Raw genomic sequence first — 17,783 nt, forward strand, 5'->3', positions numbered from 1 at the left:
GGGCGGGCAGCCGGCCACCGGGCGGGCAGCCGGCCACCGGGCGGGACGGGAGCCCCCGGCCGGGGCGCCGCGGCCGGGGGTCGGCGCCGTGCGAGGACGGTCACCGGGCGCTCTCCAGCGCGCGGAGCCTGGGCAGCAGCTCGTCGCCGACGCGGACGGTCTCCTGCTTGTAGGGCGTGTCCGACAGGACGAAGTGCGAGATGCCGAGCTCGCGGTAGCGCTGCAGCGCCTGCGCGACGTCGTCGGCCGAACCGACCAGCCAGGTGGTCGCCGCCCCGCCGCCGCCCACCGTGCCCGGCGTGGTGTAGAGGCAGGTGTCGAGCACCTCGCCGCGCGCGGCGAGTTCGAGCAGGCGCCGCTGGCCCACCGCGGTCCTCCGGTGGCCGACGGCGGCCCGGTCGGGGCCGTCCGAGCCCTTCCCGGCCATGGCGGCGACCTTGGCCTCCGCGTCGCGCCATGCCTCCTCGGTGGTGTCACGGACGAGTGTGGTGATGCGCAGGCCGAACTCCAGCGGCTGGTGCTCGCGTTCGACCCCGGCTTCCAGCTTCTTCAGCCGTTCGATGCGTTCGGCCAGGCCCTCCAGCGGCTCGCCCCAGAACAGCTGCACGTCCGCCTCGGCAGCGGCCACCCGCTCGGCGGCCTCGGAAGCGCCGCCGAAGTAGAGGGTGGGATGCCGGCCGGGGTAACCGCCGGGGTGCGGCAGCACGGAGGAGTTCTCCACGGCGAAGTGCTCGCCCCGGTGGGTGACGTTCTCCTCCGTCCACAGGCGCCGGACCAGCTGGACGAACTCGCGGGTGCGCTCGTAACGGTGGGCCGGGTCGGTGGTGCGGTCGCCGTAGGCCGCGGGGCTGTCGAGGCCGCTGACGATGTTGACCAGCACGCGGCCGCCGCTCAGGTGGTCGAGCGTGGCGGCGGAACTCGCGAAGTGCGCGGGCTGCCAGTAGCCGGGCCGCACGGCGATCAGCGGCTTGAACGTCGTGGTCCGGGCGGTCAGCGCGGCGGCCAGCGTGAAGGTGTCGGGGCGGCCCCAGCCGGTGCCCAGCAGCGCGCCCTCCCAGCCGTGGTCCTCGGCGGTGCGGGCCAGGTCGGTGGAGTGCTCGAGGGTGCCCCAGCCCTCGTCCCCGCCGGCGTCGTCGCCGCGGTGGCCCGGCTCGATCTGGTTGGGTATGTACCACAGGTAGCTCATGCTCGGTGACCTGCTCCGTCCGGGGACTGGTGGAGTGACTCGGGTGACGCCTCGGGGGAGGCGGGGAACGGTGCCGGAGATCCCGTCGGGGACGCGCCCGCCCGGCCCGGAGAAGTGCGCCCCGGCGTTGCCGGCGGCGGGGACGTCGCCGCGCCGCCGGCCGGCCAGGAGCTTCACGGCGAGCACGCGGGCGTCCGGGACGACCGCTTCGAAGGCACGGACGCGCCGGGCGCGACTCCCGGGGAGCGCCTGGAGCACGAGCGCCGGGCGGCAGGGGAACGACGTCGCCCACGCGCCGGAATGCCGGGCGCCGGGTCAGGGGAGGGGCGGTGCGGACGCGATGACGGGCCGGCGGGAACGGCCTGGGTGAGGAACCGTCAGCAGAAGCGACACGCGCCGGTGGCGGTCGACGGGCAATCAACCACTCGGCGGCTGGTCAGCGGGGTCCACGGCATGGGCGAGAGACTGGCATCCGCGGGCGAGGACGGTCAAGGGCCGCCGTGACACCTTCGCGGGCCCGTCATGCCGCCGCAACAAGCCGGGGCGGGAGCGGGCCGGACGGGGGACCGCGCGAGGTCCGGCACGCCGGGCCTCGCGACGGATGCCGAGGTCGTCGCCGCGTGGCCGGGGCCGGCCCGTCGTGTGGGCGCGGCCGGTGAGGCACGCCGAGCGGAACACTCGCGGGCCGCGCGCGGCGGCCGGCACGACCCTCGGGCCGTTCGCCCCCGGCACGTGTGACATCGTCCTCCAGCAGGAGTGGGTTGATCCTTCCCTGGCGCCGGGCCGACGCCGTCCGGGCGCCGCCGGGCGAATCGACGCGGAGGGGGCCGACGTGGCCGGAAGACGCAGGTGGTTGCTCATGGGCGCGCTGGCCGCGGCCTGCATGCTGCTGATCGGCCCGGCCGTGCCCGGAGGCGACCTCGTCGCCCGGCCCCTGCCCGCCGACGCCGCCCGGGGCGTCGTACCGAACCGGGTCATGACGTGGAACCTCTGCAACCCCTGCGGCGCGGGGAACGCCGACCGGGCGAGGGAGATCGCCACGTACGCCCCGCAGGTCGTCGGGCTGCAGGAGGCCTGCGTGGGCGACGTCGAGAGGATCCGTGACCACCTGCGGCGTCACTACGGGCTGGCCTACCACGTCGCGTACGGGCCGGTGCTCCACCACCGGGGGCGTTGCGGGGGAGCGCCGTGGAATCCGGGGGGCTACGGCCAGGCCGTCCTGTCGGCGGCGCCGATCACGGACCGCGTGTCCGCGGAGTACCCCGACGGCGGGTCGGAGGACCGCGGGTACCTGGCGGTCACCACGACGGTGGACGGCCGCACCGTGCGGGTCTTCACCACCCACCTCGCCCAACGGCGCCAGGAGGCCGTCCGCGCGGAACAGGCCGCCGTCCTCGCCGCCGAGATCGCCCGGCACGACCGCGCCGTCGTGCTCGGTGACTTCAACGCCGTTCCCGGCGCCCCCGAGCTGGCTCCCGTGTGGGCCGTGGCCTCCGACGCGGACGCCCGCTGCCGCCCGTCGTCCGTCGTCGGCTGCGCGCCGACGACGGACTGGCTCAGCAGGTTCGACTACGTCTTCCTGCGGGGCGTCACCGCGATCGGCCGGCGGGTGCTGCCCACGCCCCACTCGGACCACGACCTGCTGTACGCGGACCTGGAGCTGTCCCGCTGACCCGAACGGCGCGGCGGTCGCGCACGCGCCGCCGCGGGGCGCCGGCGTCGCGCGGGTCCTTTGCGCGGCACCGGCGACGGTCCTAGCGTGGAAGGGTGCACGAGGGCGTGGTCACCCTGTTCCTCGGCGGGGACGTGATGCTCGGCCGGGGCGTCGATCAGATCCTCCCGCACCCCGGTGACCCGGCGCTGCGGGAGGCGTACGTCCGCGATGCCCGTGCCTATGTCGACCTGGCGGAGGCGGTGAACGGGCCGATCCCCCGGCCGGTGGACTTCCGCTGGCCGTGGGGCGAGGCGCTGTCCGTCCTGGACGGCGCCGCGCCGGACGCGCGGCTGGTCAATCTGGAGACCTCCGTCACCGGTGACGGGGACTTCGCGCCCGGCAAGGGCATCCACTACCGGATGAGCCCGGCCAACCTGCCGTGCCTGGCCGCGGCCCGGCCGGACGTCTGCGCGCTCGCGAACAACCACGTGCTCGACTTCGGCCCGCGAGGCCTTCGTGAAACGCTCGACGCGCTGGCGGGCGCGGGGCTGCGGACGGCGGGGGCGGGCCGGGACGAGGCGCGGGCGGGACAACCGGCGGTCGTGCCCCTGAGGTCCGGCGGGCGGGTGCTGGTCCTCTCCTGCGGGATGCCGTCCAGCGGGATCCCGCAGGGCTGGGCCGCCGCCGGGCGGCGGGCCGGTGTCGAGGTCGTCACGGAGCCGTCGGCGTCCGCCGCGTCCGCGCTCGCCGGCCGTCTGCGGCAGGCCGGGCGGCCGGGGGACGTCACGGTCGTCTCGGTCCACTGGGGGCCCAACTGGGGCTACGACGTCCCCCGCTCCGAGACCGGCTTCGCCCACGCGCTCGTCGACGCGGGCGTGGACGTCGTGCACGGGCACTCCTCGCACCATCCGCGCCCGCTGGAGGTGTACCGGGACAGGCTCGTCCTGTACGGCTGCGGCGACCTCGTCGACGACTACGAGGGCATCGGCGGCCACGAGAGCTACCGGGACGACCTGCGGGTGCTGTACCTGGTCTCGGTGGAGGCGGACACCGGCCGGCTGGCCGGCGTGCGGATGGTGCCCCTGCGGGCGCGCAGGATGCGGCTGGAGCACGCCCCTGCCGAGGACGGCCGGTGGCTGCGCTCCGTCCTCGACGGGCACAGCCGGGAGTTCGGCGTCCGCGTCGGTGGCGAGCCCGACGGCACTCTTTCGCTGCGGCTCCCGTGAGAGGGGCGGCGGACACGACGCGGCACGCCGTGCCGGCTCGCGCCGCACCGGCCGGACCGTGGGGAGGGGCGCCGCCGACGCCGATGCCCCCTTTCGGGGCGGAACGTCCAGGACCGTCCGCGTGGCGCCGTGCTCCCCGACGCCGTGCGGGCGAGCATGTGCGGGCCCCAGCCCCGTCCCCACCGAGGCGATGCGATGCCCGACCGCGCCGACGGCGTCCGCCGCGAGGACGCCGTGCCCGCAGGAGCCCGGCGGCACCGGCCGCCGGAGCAGTGGCTGTTCGGCGGCACCTACGGACTGGTGCTGGCCAGCGCCATGATCTCCGCGCTGGACGCGACGGGCGAGACGGCCGATCCCGGTTCGGACGCGCTCTGGGTGCTGTTCACCGCGCTGGCGTCGGGCGCCGCCCACGGGTACGCGCACGTCATCGCCCGGCGTGCGTCCGCCGCCGGGGGAGCCGTCGCGAGCAGGCTGAGGTCGGTGCTCGCCGAGTGGCCACTGGTCGCCGCCGTGCTGCCCACGGTGGGGATGCTCCTCGCCGCGGTGGCCGGGTGGTGGGCCGAGGACACGGCTGTGGACGTGGCCCTGCTGTTCAACACCGTCGCCCTGTTCGGCCTGGGCGCCTCGGCCGCCCGCGCCGCCGGCCGCGGATGGCCGTCCTCGTGCCGGGCGGGAGCTGCGGACATGCTGATCGGCCTGGTGATCATCGCCGCGAACGCCCTGATCCACTAGCCGGGCCGACGGCGCCCCGCCGGCCGGGCGAGGAGCGGTGCCGGAGCCGCGGTGGTCGGGAACGGCGCCGGCCCCACCCCGGCCGGGGTGGGGCCGGCGGCCGCGGCGAGGGCTCAGCAGTACAGGTTGCCGCCGGGGTCGACGCCGAGGATCTGGGCGAAGCGCTGGTAGGTGCTCACGCGGCTCTGCACCTGGGCGGGGTTCCTGCCGTCGCACTCCAGGGAGCCGTTGATGGAGCGGATGGTCTGGCCGAATCCGGCGCCGTTGACCATGGCGTTGTGCGGAGTCATGGTGCCGGGGCCGGTCTGGGTGTTCCAGTACCACAGGCCGGTCTTCCAGGCCACGGAGGCGTCCCGCTCGACGAGCCAGGGGTTGCCCAGCAGGTTGATGCCGAGCGCGTCGCCGGCCGCCTTGTAGTTGAAGTTCCAGCTGAGCTGGATGGGCCCGCGGCCGTAGTAGGCGGCCTGGCCGGCGGGACAGCCGTACGGCTGGCTCCAGTCGCAGTAGTGCGGGTAGTTGGCGGTGTTCTGCTCGACGATGTGGACCAGTCCGCCGGTCTCGTGGCTCACGTTGGCCAGGAACGCGGCGGCCTCGCGCTTCTTGGTGGTGGTGTCGCCGGTGGTGGCGAAGCCGGGGAAGGCGCTGAGGGCCGAGGTCAGGCCGCTGTACGTGTAGAAGGAGTTCCGGCTCGGGAACATCTGGTGGAACTGCGCCTCGGTGACCACGAACGAGCCCACCGGCGTGCCGGGCCCGCTGTCGCAGGCGTAGGGCTCCCAGTACCAGGTGCTGATGACCGGGTCGTAGCCGGGGTTGGCGTGCTCGGCGATGTAGGCCCGGCCGTCGGTGTAGCGCACGATGTCGCCGGCGGCGTAGGACCTTCCGGCGACCCAGTTCGGATAGCTCGAGCACGCGGCCGCGGAGGCCTCGCCCGCCGGCAGGAGCGCCGGCGTGGCGGCGGAGAGGGCGAGAACGGCGACGACGGCGGACAAGCGGCGTCTCGACACGAGGTCAACTCCCTTGCGAAGCGGGGCCGTACCCGCCGGACCGACCGGGCGGACCGCGTACCGGCGCACGCGGCCGGGCCGGCCGTGCAGTGGGGGACGGCCGTGGTGGGGGGTTCGGAGCCCACACTCAATCGCATTGGTCTGTACCAGTCAAGATGGCCGGCGGGGCAACTCGACGGCGTCAAGGCGAAGTTGCGCCGGCCCGCCGTCAGGTGCCGTCCCCGGCTCGTCGCCCGGCTTGTCCGGGGGGTGTATCAGCCCTCGGGTCACGTGCTCCACATGGGGCGGGCGCGGTGGCCGTCCCGGAATCCCGTCCGGGCCGCCGCCGTGCCGGTCCGGACGCGGCGGTGGAGCGACCGCGCCCGAATCGACTTCCCTCGGTTCGAAGGCCCTTCGGAAGAGTTCGGACGGAAAGGGCACCGGGGCAAACCACTTGAAACGCGCAGCGTTCAACTCCATTGTTGCATTCAGTTTTTGCCGTGAGGATTGCGTGAAGAACGTGTTCATGTAGTGTCTGCGCGCAAAGCATGCGATGTGTGTGCAAAACCGCCGTGTCCGACCACCCGGCGGTGCTCCGGCGCGGGGGTCTCCGCCGCGCCCCGAAGCGGAGGAAACATGGGGGATACGGGGGTGAGCGGCAGCGTGCCCGCACTGCCGCCGCTGGACATCGAGAAGCTGCCGCTGGTACTGGCGGGGCCGATGGTCAGACGCGTCGACGAGACGGGCGTCACCGTCTTCTTCGCGCTCAAGGACGCCCGCAGGGTGACCGTGGAGGCGTACGCCGGAAGCGGCGGCCCGCTGCCGCCGGAGCCCGCGGCCCGCGGCACCGCCGTCACCGCGAGGATCGGCGAACACCTGCACGTCGTGGCGGTCACCGCCCGTCCGGTGTCCGGCGGCACGCTCCCGCCGGGCACCGTCCACCGGTACACCGCGCGGTTCTCCGCGGACACCACCGCCCCGGACGCACCGGTCCCGGCCGGCGCGCCCGGCCTGTTCGACGACGGCGTCGTGCACGCCCAGGGCGCCGAGGCGCGCCGCCGCCTGCTCTACACCGGTGCCGGCGCGCCCGATCTGCCGAGCTTCGTCACCCCGCCCGACCACCCGTCGAAGCTGCGCTTCTTCCACGCCTCCTGCCGCAAGCCGCACGGTGAGGGGCTGGACGCCCTGGCCGTTCTCGACCAGGTCCTCAAGGCCGACATCGGCAAGCCCGCCCACCGCCCCCAGCAGCTGTTCCTCACCGGCGACCAGATCTACGCGGACGACGTCGCCGAGGTGCTGCTGCACATGTGCACGCAGTACGGCCGCGCCCTGCTCGGCCGCGACGAGACGTTCCCGACCGTGCCCCGCGAGCACCGGCTGCTGTGGATGAAGCCCGGCAAGCGGCAGCAGCTCACCGTCGAGGACTTCCACCTCACCAGCGGCGAGGGCCAGTCGCACCTGCTGACCCTCGCCGAGTTCTGTGTGATGTACCTGATGGTGTGGTCGGACGTCCTGTGGCCCGACGGATTCGACCTGCGCCTCCTGTTCCCGGAGTTCTACGACCACGAGGACCTGGTCCTGGACCACCCGCACCCCGACCAGGCCGACGAGCTGTGGTTCGTGCACTCCTTCCGCCGGAAGGCCCTGGACACCTACCGGGCCTTCCTCGGCCGGTGCGGCCACCTCAAGGACTTCCGGCGCACCCTCCCGCGGGTACGGCGGGCGCTCGCCAACACGGCGACGTACATGATGTTCGACGACCACGAGGTCACCGACGACTGGTACATCGCCTCCTCCTGGGTCGACGGCGTCTCCTCCACCGACCACGGCCGGCGGTTCCTCGCCAACGGGATCGCCGCCTACGCGGTCTTCCAGCACTGGGGAAACGTTCCCGCCGCCTTCGGCCCCGGACCCGAGGGCGAGGCCGGCCGGGACCTGCTGGCCGCCCTGGCCCAGCCCGACCACACCGCCCCCGGCCCCGCCGCCGTGATCGCCCGCCGCACCGGGGTGCCCAGCGGCACCCACTCGGGCCGCATCACGCGCGCCGACGGCTCCCTGCCGTGGCACTACTCCGTCGACTGGCCGGCCCACCAGCTGGTCGCCGTGGACACACGCACGCAGCGCGTCTTCCGGGGCGGTCCGAAGGACTCACCGGCGCTGATCTGGTCCGACCCCACCTACGAGGCGATGCTCGCGGCCGCGCCCGACCGGGGCCCGGAGAAGGTCACCGTGCTGCTGTCCCCCTGTCCGGTGCTCGGCCATCCGCTGATCGAGGAGATCGCCCAGCCGGCGGTCAAGAGGATCACGGCGTCGGGCTACCTGTCGCAGGACGTCGAGGCGTGGAGCCACGACGAGGCGGCCTTCCACAAGTTCCTCGCCCGCCTGCTCGGCCAGGCCCGGCCCGGCTCCGACGGGGTCCGCCGCCGCCGGGTGATCTCCCTCGGCGGTGACGTCCACTACGCCTTCGCCGTCCGCATGCGGTACGCCGCCACCCAGGCCTACAAGGCGCCCGAGGGCAAGGTCCGCGGCGTCCTGGCCCAGCTGACCGCCAGTTCGCTGAAGAACGAGGCGGGCGGCACCAAGTTCCTGCAGAACCTCGGTTACGCCTTCACCTCGCCCTGGGCCACCCACCTGGGATGGAACGTGCCGCACGGGCAGAAGGTGACCGTCGACGTCGAGGGGCCGCCCGGCAGCCCCGACCCGGTGCGGACGGTCCTCACCGAGTCGCCGGGCATCGTCAGGCCGCCGCGCGGCGGGCGGCTGCTGGGGCCCGCCCCCCACTGGGAGTGCCTGTACGAGTACTTCGGGCACCGCGACCCGATGGCCGCACCGCGCCCCGGCGCGACGATCCCCGTCGCCTTCCCTCCCGACGACCCGCGCCAGGCCGTCGCCGACTACGCGGCCGCCTCCGGCAACCACCACGCCTACCTCGTGCAGGGCACCGGGCGGGCGATCGTCGGACGCAACAACATCGGCGACATCACCTTCACCTGGGGCGCGGACGACGACAAGTCCGTGATCCAGACCCTGTGGTGGAGGTTCGACGGACAGACGACAGCCGCTCCGCTCACCCGCTTCGTCCTCCCGCTGCCCGTCGGGCCGGACACCGGAACCCTCGCCCCGGACACCGGAACCCTCGCCCCGGACACCGGAACCCTCGCCCCGGACACCTCCGGCGCGGCACGCGAAGGCGCGCCGCCGGCCGGCAGGGAGAACCTCCCCGCGACCGAAGGGACGCCGCGATGACCACCCCGCAGGAGAACCCCCCCGTCCCGGACGGGCGGCCCGCGGCGCCCGCCGACGGCCAGGCGGCCCTGGTGGAGGAAGTGCTGCGGCTGGTCGCACCCCTCACCGACGCCGCCGCCAACCCGATGGCGCTGGCCCGCTTCCTCGCCGCGACCGGCTGGCGGCCCGAAGCCGCCGGGGACGGCGCCGGGGAACAGGTCGCCGACTGGCTGGAGGACGTCGCCGCCGTGGCCGGCGCCCTCCAGCAGGCCGCCGAGAACCCGCCGCAGGACCTCGACGGACTCCAGGGCCTGCTCGCAACGGTCGGCCGGGCCGTCCAGGTGGTGCGCACCGTTCCGCCCGCGCTGGCCGACCTCGACCCCGGCCGCTTCGCCGAGGACGTCGTCCACCGGCTGGTCGCCGACTGGCTGCGGCTCCACCACCCGGTGCTGCGCTCCGTCCTCCTGCTGCTCGGCGTGCTCGTCGAGGAGGACCCCGCCTCGGGCGGGCCGGCGGAGGAACCCGTGACCGGTGAGGAGGGCGGCGCCGTCCGCCTGCCGGTGGCCCGGGAGAGACTGCGCCCCGAGCGGCTGATCGAGCTGGTCCGCGACCCGGCCGGCGCGCTCCGCGCCGCCTACCTGCCGGACGGTCTGGCCGACGAGGCCGCCGCCGACGCCTTCGCCGCCCTCCTGCTGCCCCGCCTCGCCGGCCTGCTGCACGCGCTCGGCGTCGACGACGCGCTGGCCGGCCTCGGCGACACCACCGGCACCGACCTGACGCCCGCCTCCGTGGCGCTCGGCCGCCGGATGCTCACCTTCCAGCTGCCGCTCCTGCCCCCGAACCCGCCCGCCGGCCCCGAGCCCGGCGGCCCCGACGACCCGGTCACCGCGCCGTCCACCGCGGCCGCCACCCTCGGCGCCACCCTGGGCATCGCCTCCGCCGAGTCCGGAGACCTCGGCGTCGTCCTCGTCCCCCGTGGATCCGCCGCCCTCCAGCGGCAGTTCGGGGAATGGGTGCTGCGCGCCGACCTGTCCGGGGCCGGCCCGGCCGTCGCGCTCGGCCCGCACGGCGTCACCTTCTCCGGCGGCGCGCCCACCGGCGGACGCGCCGAACTCGGACTCGAACTGCGCAAGGGAGACCCCTCCGGAAGCCGGCAGCCGCCCGCCCTGCTGCTCGGCAGCGCGAACGGCACCCGGCTGGAGATCGGTTCCTTCCGCGCCTGGGTACGCGCCGTCCTCGAGCAGGGCCGCCCCGGAGAGCCCGACCCGTCCGACGTCGAGATCGGCGTCGTCGCCGACAGGGCCGCCGTGGTCGTGTCCGGCGGAGACGGCGACGGATTCCTCGCCTCCGTCCTGCCCGCCGAGGGGCTGCGCACCGAGTTCGCCCTCGGCCTGCGCTGGTCCCGCCGCCGGGGCCTGAGCTTCACCGGATCGGGCGGCCTGGAGGCCGTCCTGCCGGTCAACGCCCGCCTCGGACCGGTGGAAATCGTCGCCGTGCACCTGGAGCTGAGCGCCGACGCGGAGCGGAAGGAACTCACCGCGCGGGTGGCCGCGACCGCCCGGCTCGCCCTCGGCCCGGTCACCGCCACCGTGGAGCGGATCGGTCTGGAGGCCGGGCTGTCCACGCAGGACGGCAACCTCGGCCCGGTCGGCCTCGGCGCGGACTTCGCCCCGCCCAAGGGGGCCGCGCTCAAGGTCGCGGCCGGCCCCGTCACCGGCGGCGGCTACCTCTTCCTCGACCACGCCAAGGAGGAGTACGCCGGCGTCCTCGCCCTCCAGCTGGAGAGCATCGCGCTGACCGCCGTCGGCCTGCTCACCACCCGCATGCCCGACGGGGCCGACGGCTTCTCCCTGCTCATCCTGGTCAGCGCCGAATTCACCCCGCTGCACCTGGGGTTCGGCTTCACCCTCAACGGCGTCGGCGGTCTCATCGGCGTCAACCGCTCCGTCTCCGTGGACGCCCTGCGCGCCGGCATCCGCACCAAGGCCCTCGACTCCGTCCTCTTCCCCCGAGACCCGCTGGCCCGCGCCCCCGAGATCACCGCCGCCCTGGGCACCGTCTTCCCGCCCACCCCGGGCCGGCACGTCGTCGGCCCGATGGCGCGGATCGGCTGGGGCACGCCGACCCTGCTCACCCTCGACCTCGGCCTGCTGCTCGAACTGCCCACGCCGGTACGGCTGATCCTGCTCGGCCGCCTGCGGATGGCGCTGCCCACCGAGGAACGGGCCGTGGTCGCCGTCACCATGGACGTCCTCGGCGTGATCGACTTCGAACGCGGCGAGGCGTCCGTCGACGCCACCCTGTACGACTCGCGGATCGCCGCCTTCGCGCTCACCGGCGACATGGCGATGCGCGCCCGCTGGAAGGGCGGGAGCAGCTTCGCGCTGTCCGCCGGCGGATTCCACCCGCGCTTCCAGCGCCCCGAGGGCTTCCCGCAACTGCGCCGCCTGACGCTCTCCCTGCTCAACGGCGACAACCCCCGGCTCCGCCTGGAGGCCTACTTCGCGCTGACCTCCAACACCGTGCAGTTCGGCGCCCGCCTGGAGCTCTACGCGGCCGCGCTGGGCTTCAGCATCGACGGGATGCTGTCCTTCGACGCCCTGGTGCAGCTCGAGCCGTTCGGCTTCCAGGTCGACATCGGCGGACGCCTCGCCCTCAAGCGGGGCAGCCGCACCCTGATGGGCGTCGGCGTGGAGGTCGCGCTCTCCGGACCGACCCCTTGGCACGTGCGCGGCAAGGCACGCTTCGAGATCCTCTTCCTCAGCGGCGAGATCAGCTTCGACCGCACCTTCGGCGCCCGGGCCATCCCCGCCGAACTCCCCGCCGCCGTCGACGTGGCCGCCAGGGTCGAGGAGGCGATGGCCGACCCGCGCAACTGGACGGCCCAGCTCACCGGCCCCGGCCGTACCGTCGTCACTCTCCGGCAACTCCCGGACGCCGAAGGCCGGCTGATCGTCCACCCGCTCGGCGGGCTGTCGTTCACCCAGCGGGTCGCCCCGCTCGGGCTGACCCTGGACCGGTTCGGCGGCGCACCCGTGACGGAACCCCGCCGCCTCGACCTGCACCCCGAACTCACCGTCGAGGACGTCGACCCCGCGACCGCCACCGCCCCGGTCACCCTCCACCTCGCCCCCACCCGCGACCACTTCGCACCCGCCCAGTTCCTCGACCTGACCGACGAGGAGAAGCTCTCCGCGCCCTCCTTCGAACGGCTCGTCGCGGGCGCCACCGCCGAGGGGGCCCTGGCCGCCGACCGGGAGCGCGACGGCGTGCACGGCTCCGTGCTCGGCCACGAGGAGGTCGTCGTGGACGGCCCGCACCGCTCCGTCACCACCGCCACGACGGCGTTCGCGAGGACCGGCGGGGCCGAACCCCTGACCGGCGCCCCCCTGCGCACCGCCGCCTCCCCGGCCGCACGCGCCGCCACCCGCCGCACCGGACCGCAGGGATTCTCCGCCCGCCCCCGCACCCTCGGCGTCCGGGACACCGGCTGGACGGTGCGCGGCGCGGACGACCCCGGGCAGACCGCCCGCACCGCGCGCGCCACCGCGGCGGCCGCCCCCGCCCCGGCCCGCGCGGCCACCTGGGCCGAGGCCGCCGAACTGCGCCGCACCCTGCGCCGGGCCGGCGGACACGGCCTGCGCCTGGTCCCCGACACCCACGACATCGCGGTGCCCGCCGGCCACGACGCCCCGGAGCACACCGCCGAGAACCCCGCCGGAGGCACCCGTTGAGCGGCCTGACCTTCCTCTCCTGGGTCCGTGAAGGACTCGCCGCCGCCGGCGGCGCACCCGATCCCGGAACCGGCGCCATGGACGCCCGCAACCACGTCGTCCTGCGCCCCCGCCTCACCGGCCGGGCCCCCGTCGACGTCCCCGCCCGCCTGCTCGGCCCCGGCGACGTCACCGGCATCGACACCGCCCAGATCCTGCGCGCCTTCCCCGCGCCCGACACCTCCGACGCCGAACCGCACCTGTTCCCCGCCGTCGAGTTCGACCGCCCCGACCTGCCGTGGATGTTCACCCCGGCCGGAGCGGGCGCGCAGGACCGGCTGCGGCCCTGGCTCGTGCTGGCCGTCGTGGAGGCGGACCGGGCCGCCCTGCTGCCCGCCGCCGGCACCCTGCCCGTGCTGCGCTGCGCGCCCGCGCAGCTGCCCGACCTCACCCAGTCCTGGGCCTGGGCCCACGCCCAGGTCACCACCGAGGACGGCGACGGCCCGGAAGAGGTCGACCGGCTGCTCGCCGAGGAACCGGACCGCACCCTCTCCCGGCTGCTCTGCCCGCGCCGGCTGCGCCCGCACACCCGCTACCTGGCCGCCGTGGTCCCCGCCTTCGAGGCCGGACGCCTCGCCGGCCTCGGCCTGCCCGTCCCCGAGGGCCCCCTCGTCCCGGCCTGGCCCGCCACCGGCGGACCGGACGAGATCGACCTGCCCGTCTACCACCACTGGAGCTTCGGCACCGGCCAGGACGGCGACTTCGAGTCCCTGGTCCGCGCCCTGACCCCGCGCGCCCTCCCCGGCGACGTCGGCACCCGCCCGGTGGACGTCGGAGCCGCCGGACACGGCCTGCCCGCCCTCCCCGCCGGACACCCCGGCCGCACCCTCGACCTCGAGGGTGCCCTGCGCGGCGCCGGAACCGACGCCCGGCCCTGGGACGAGGACACCGCCGCCGCCTTCCGCGCCGCCTACGCCACTGTGCTCGACACCGGCCCCGACGGCGCGGAACTGACGCCGCCGGTCTACGGCGCCGCCCAGGCCGGCCGCAACGGCCTGCCCTCCCCGCAGGCCGGACCCACCTGGCTGCGGGAGCTCAACCTCGACCCCCGCCACCGCGCCGCCGCCGCGCTCGGCGCCGAAGTGGTGCGCCGCCACCAGGAGGACCTGGTCGCCGCCGCCTGGGACCAGGCGGCCGAACTGCGGCGCGCCAACGAGGCCCTCCGGCAGGGCCAGCTGGCCCGCACCGTCAGTGACCGGCTGCACCGCAGACTCCCCGGAACCACCCCCCTCGGCACCCCGGCCGCCGACGACGCGGCCGACGTGCGGCTCCTGCAGATGACCGCCGCCGCCCGCGCCGCCGTCCACTTCGGATCCGGCACCGCCGCCGGCGAACTGGCCCGCAACAAGGAGGCCGCGGCCGCCCTCGACCCCGGCCTGCGGCGCCTGCTGCGCCCCGGCGGCCCGGTCGCCCGCCGCGCCGCCCCCACCGGGACCCGCCCCGCGGGGGCCGACACCGCCGTCACCGGACTGGCCGCCGCGCTGGCCCGCCGCACCGAGCGCGCGGTGCCGCCGCTGACCACCCCGCCGGGACTCTCCGGCATCGAGGACCTGCCCGGCGAGGAGGAGTTCGGCGACCTCACCGAGGGCCGGCTCACCACCCGCTACTGGGAGACGAACCCGACCCACCCCCGGGAGGGCGTCGACCCCGTCACCCCGGTGATCCGCTGGGTCGGGGCGGCCCTGACCAACCGGGTCTTCGTCGTCACCACCGACGGCCGGCTGATGTCCCGGGTCACCCAGGGAGGGGTCCCCGGCTGGGTCGACCACGGCACACCGCCCGGCACCACCGCCTCGTCCTCCCCGGTCGCCTGCCAGGACCTGCACGTCTTCGTCACCGGCGCCGACGGCACCCTGCGCCAGCTGTTCTGGGACGGCGACCGCTGGGTGTGGCTCAACCACGGCAGGGGCGGCACCGCCCCCCTCCACGGCGGCGACGGCGCGCTCGCGGCGGTCGTCCGCCGCACCCCGCCGAGCGGACCCGGCAACAACCAGTACCTCAACCAGACGGTCTACTGCGCGGACACCGACGGCGTCCTGCACGCGCTCAGGGGCAAAGGGGCCGGCTGGAGCTGGGAGGCGGGCCGCAACCCCGGCGGCCGCCTCGTCCGCGGGGTCCGGGTGGTGGGCACCTGGGCGCTCAACCTGCTCGACACCGACGGGAAGCTGTGGCGGTGGGCGGACGAGGGCAACGGCTGGACCCACACCTCCCTCACCGGCATCCCGGCCCTCGCCTTCGACGTGTGGCGGGGCGTGCCCGACGCGACCAGCGCCACCAGGAACATGGGCACGGGGGTCGACGGGGTCCTCCAGGTCAGCAGCAAACTCGCCCTGTTCAACCAACTCCTCTGGCAGCCCGTCCAGGGCGCGCCGAGCATCGCCGGAAACCTCGGCCGGGGCCACGACGGCCGGATGCTGGTCTGCACCACCGACGCGCGCATCCTCGCCTGCTCCTTCTCCACCACCTTCGACGGCGTCCCGGTCGGCGGCGGCCGCATCCCGGGCGTCCCCGACCAGGCCCTCGTCGCCACCGTCACGGGCTCCGTCGTCCACGCCGTCGCCGGCGGAGCCCTGTGGCACGCCGACCGCGCGGGCGACAACACCTGGCGCAACCTGGGCGCCCCCGTGTTCGGCGGCAAGGGCGCCATGGAGGCCGCCCCGCCACGCGACATCCGCTGGCGGCCCCAGCTCGGCTTCTTCTCCAACCTCCTGGTCGGACACGTCGACGCCCCGGCCGGCGCGAACACGCCCTATCTGCGCTTCGGCAGGGCCACCGACTTCGACGGCACCGTCCGGGGCGGATGGGCCCTCAAGACGGGGCTCGGCGGCCGGATGACCCACGAGGTCACCCAGGGCTTCGGCGTCGCCGCCGCCGACATGGACCGCTCCGGCCGCCCCGACGTGGTGCTCTTCTGGATCGAGGAGACCGTCAACGGAACCACCCCCGGCAACTTCGGCCGCTACACCATCGGCCGCGACCTCGACGCGAACGGCGACCCGACGCGATGGGTGGGGCCGGTCGCCATGCCCAGCCCGATGTCCACCCCCACCGGCTCGGGCGGCGCGCTCACCGAGTACGTGCACGTCGGCGGCGGCAGCTGCACCCTCGCCGACCTCGACGGCGACGGCAACCAGGAACTGATCGTCGTCTACCTCGGCGGATTCACCGGCAACCGCCGCCTCTTCCTGCGGATCGGATGGAACATCGACCCCGACACCGGCCTCGCGCGCGGCGGCTGGGAGGACTCGGTCGAGATCCCCTGGCCCGGCCGTCCCTCCGACACCGCGCCCCGGGTGCGCGCCGTGGACGTCGCGGTCGCCGACCTCGACCACGACCTGCGCCCCGAGCTGATCGTCATGCTGATGGAGGAGAGCGGGGGCCGGGTCACCGGCTCCTACCGGGTCGGCCGGCAGATCAACGCCCGCGGCAAGGTCAGGGGCGACTGGAGCGACCCCCGCGCGATACCCGGGAGCTGGCCGGCGATCGCCGGAGCCGGCATCGCGGTCGCCGACTTCTCCGGGAGCGAGAAGCCCGACCTCGCCGTCCTCGTCGTCGAGGACGGCCCCACCGACAACACCGCCACCTACCGCATCGGCTGGGACGTCGAGGGGATCGCCGGCCCCCGCGCCTGGTCCGCCGCCATGCCCGCCCACCCCGGCGCCTGGTACGGCTGGCTCGGCGAAGGCGCCGGCCTCGCCCTCGTCGACCTGCCCGACTCCACCGCCCAGCGGCGCACCACCATCACCGCCAACTTCCGCACCGCCGCCAAGGCCCACCAGCGTGCCCTGCTCGCCGCCCAGGACCGCGCCGACCAGGCCGACGAGCCCGCCGTGCCGCTCAGCGGCATCGCCGACGCCGTCCGCGCCGCCACCGACCCCGAACAGGCCGTCACCACACGGGTCGCGGCCCGCATCGACGGCGCGGACCTCCTCGGCGGCGGCCTGCCCGACCCGCTCGGCCCCCTCCTCGCCCCGCCCTCGTTCGGCCGGCCGATGGCCGAACTCCTCACCGAACTCGGCGCCGACCACCTGCTGCCCGGGGTGCGGAACGTGCCGCCCGAGACCGTCACCCTGCTGCGCGCCAACGGCCCCTTCGTCGAGGCGTTCCTGGCCGGGGCCAACCACGAGCTCGGCCGGGAACTGCTGTGGCGGGAGTTCCCCACCGACCGGTCCGCGACCTCCTTCCGCCACTTCTGGGACACCCGCGGCATCCACGAGGCCGGGCAGGAGCCGCCCGACGTCCCCCCGATGCGGTCCTGGGAGCGGTTCGCCCGCCTCGGCGAGACCCTGCGCCGCCCGCCCGGCGGCGACGACGCCGTGGTGCTGCTGATCCGCGGCGAACTGGTGCGCCGCTTCCCGTCCCTCGGTGTGCACGCCCGCCGGGCGCTCGCACCCCTCACCCCCGGCGGACCGCGCCGCCTCGACGGGCACCGCACCGACCCCGTCTTCCGGGGCGCGATCGGCGAGGACGTCCTCTTCCTCGGCTTCCCGTTCACCGCGGCCGACGCGCTCGGGGAGAACGGCCGCGGCCACGGCTGGTTCTTCGTCTTCGAGGAACACCCCGGGGCGCCCTCGTTCGGCCTGGACGTGCCGCCCGCCGACGCGGCCTGGGGCGTGCCGCCCGCCGCCTGGCAGGACGTCAGCTGGGCTTCCGTCGCCGGATCACCGCAGCAGCTCGACGCGCTGCCGCACGTCGGCGCCACCGCCCTGGACGCCACCCCCCGGCCGGTGCGCCCCGGCGAGAGCACGCCCCCGCAGGCCTGGGGGCACAACGCCGCCGCCATGGCCCGGATCACCCTGCAGCGGCCGGTCCGGGTGGCGCACCACGCCTCCGCCCTGCTGCCCGCCCACGGCCCCGGCCTGCGCGTCACCCACGTGCGCAAGCGGATCCCCGGCAGCGACCAGGTCTTCGTCCGCGAGATCGCCGGCCGGAACCCCGACGGCAGCTGGTGGCGGCTGTCCACCGCCGAGGCGCTGGACGCCCTCGACGCCCGGCAGTCCCTCT

At 75.5% G+C, this 17,783-nt stretch carries 8 protein-coding genes; 6 read left to right on the forward strand and 2 right to left on the reverse strand.

Annotated elements, in window-relative coordinates:
- Positions 1-100: 100 nt before the first annotated feature.
- Positions 101-1,186, reverse strand: coding sequence for an LLM class flavin-dependent oxidoreductase (locus A2U95_RS22830; RefSeq protein ID WP_166026238.1), 1,086 nt, complete (start codon positions 1,184-1,186; stop codon positions 101-103).
- An 859-nt stretch (positions 1,187-2,045) separates the two neighbouring features.
- On the opposite strand from A2U95_RS22830, the gene A2U95_RS22835 reads away from it, so the two are divergent.
- The 3 genes from A2U95_RS22835 to A2U95_RS22845 all read left to right on the forward strand — a co-directional run bounded on the left by A2U95_RS22835 (position 2,046) and on the right by A2U95_RS22845 (position 4,798).
- Complete coding sequence (locus A2U95_RS22835; protein WP_166026240.1) at positions 2,046-2,858, forward strand: endonuclease/exonuclease/phosphatase family protein; 813 nt, start codon at positions 2,046-2,048, stop codon at positions 2,856-2,858.
- 95 nt (positions 2,859-2,953) lie between these two features.
- The gene (locus tag A2U95_RS22840) at positions 2,954-4,066 is read left to right on the forward strand and encodes a CapA family protein (RefSeq protein ID WP_166026242.1); all 1,113 of its coding nucleotides are present in this window, start codon (positions 2,954-2,956) and stop codon (positions 4,064-4,066) included.
- 195 nt (positions 4,067-4,261) lie between these two features.
- On the forward strand, positions 4,262-4,798 hold the full coding sequence (locus A2U95_RS22845) for a hypothetical protein (RefSeq protein ID WP_166026245.1): 537 nt from the start codon (positions 4,262-4,264) through the stop codon (positions 4,796-4,798).
- A gap of 113 nt (positions 4,799-4,911) precedes the next feature.
- Here A2U95_RS22845 and A2U95_RS22850 read toward each other — a convergent pair whose 3' ends face one another.
- Entirely contained in the window at positions 4,912-5,802 is an 891-nt protein-coding gene (locus tag A2U95_RS22850; RefSeq protein WP_166026248.1) for a glycoside hydrolase family 19 protein, read from the reverse strand.
- Positions 5,803-6,417: 615 nt separating this feature from the next.
- Here A2U95_RS22850 and A2U95_RS22855 point away from each other — a divergent pair.
- The 3 genes from A2U95_RS22855 to A2U95_RS22865 form a co-directional block, all read left to right on the forward strand.
- Positions 6,418-9,027 carry a metallophosphoesterase family protein gene (locus tag A2U95_RS22855; RefSeq protein WP_166026250.1) on the forward strand — a complete coding sequence of 870 codons (2,610 nt, stop codon included), beginning with the start codon at positions 6,418-6,420 and terminating at the stop codon, positions 9,025-9,027.
- On the forward strand, positions 9,024-12,740 hold the full coding sequence (locus tag A2U95_RS22860) for a DUF6603 domain-containing protein (RefSeq protein ID WP_166026252.1): 3,717 nt from the start codon (positions 9,024-9,026) through the stop codon (positions 12,738-12,740). Before A2U95_RS22855 ends, A2U95_RS22860 begins: the two co-directional genes overlap by 4 nt.
- A partial coding sequence (locus A2U95_RS22865; protein WP_206283028.1) for a hypothetical protein occupies positions 12,737-17,783 on the forward strand: 5,047 nt, incomplete at its 3' end. The genes A2U95_RS22860 and A2U95_RS22865, both read left to right, overlap by 4 nt.

Origin of the sequence: Streptomyces chilikensis (assembly GCF_001642695.1) — a bacterium.
GTDB lineage: Bacteria > Actinomycetota > Actinomycetes > Streptomycetales > Streptomycetaceae > Streptomyces > Streptomyces chilikensis.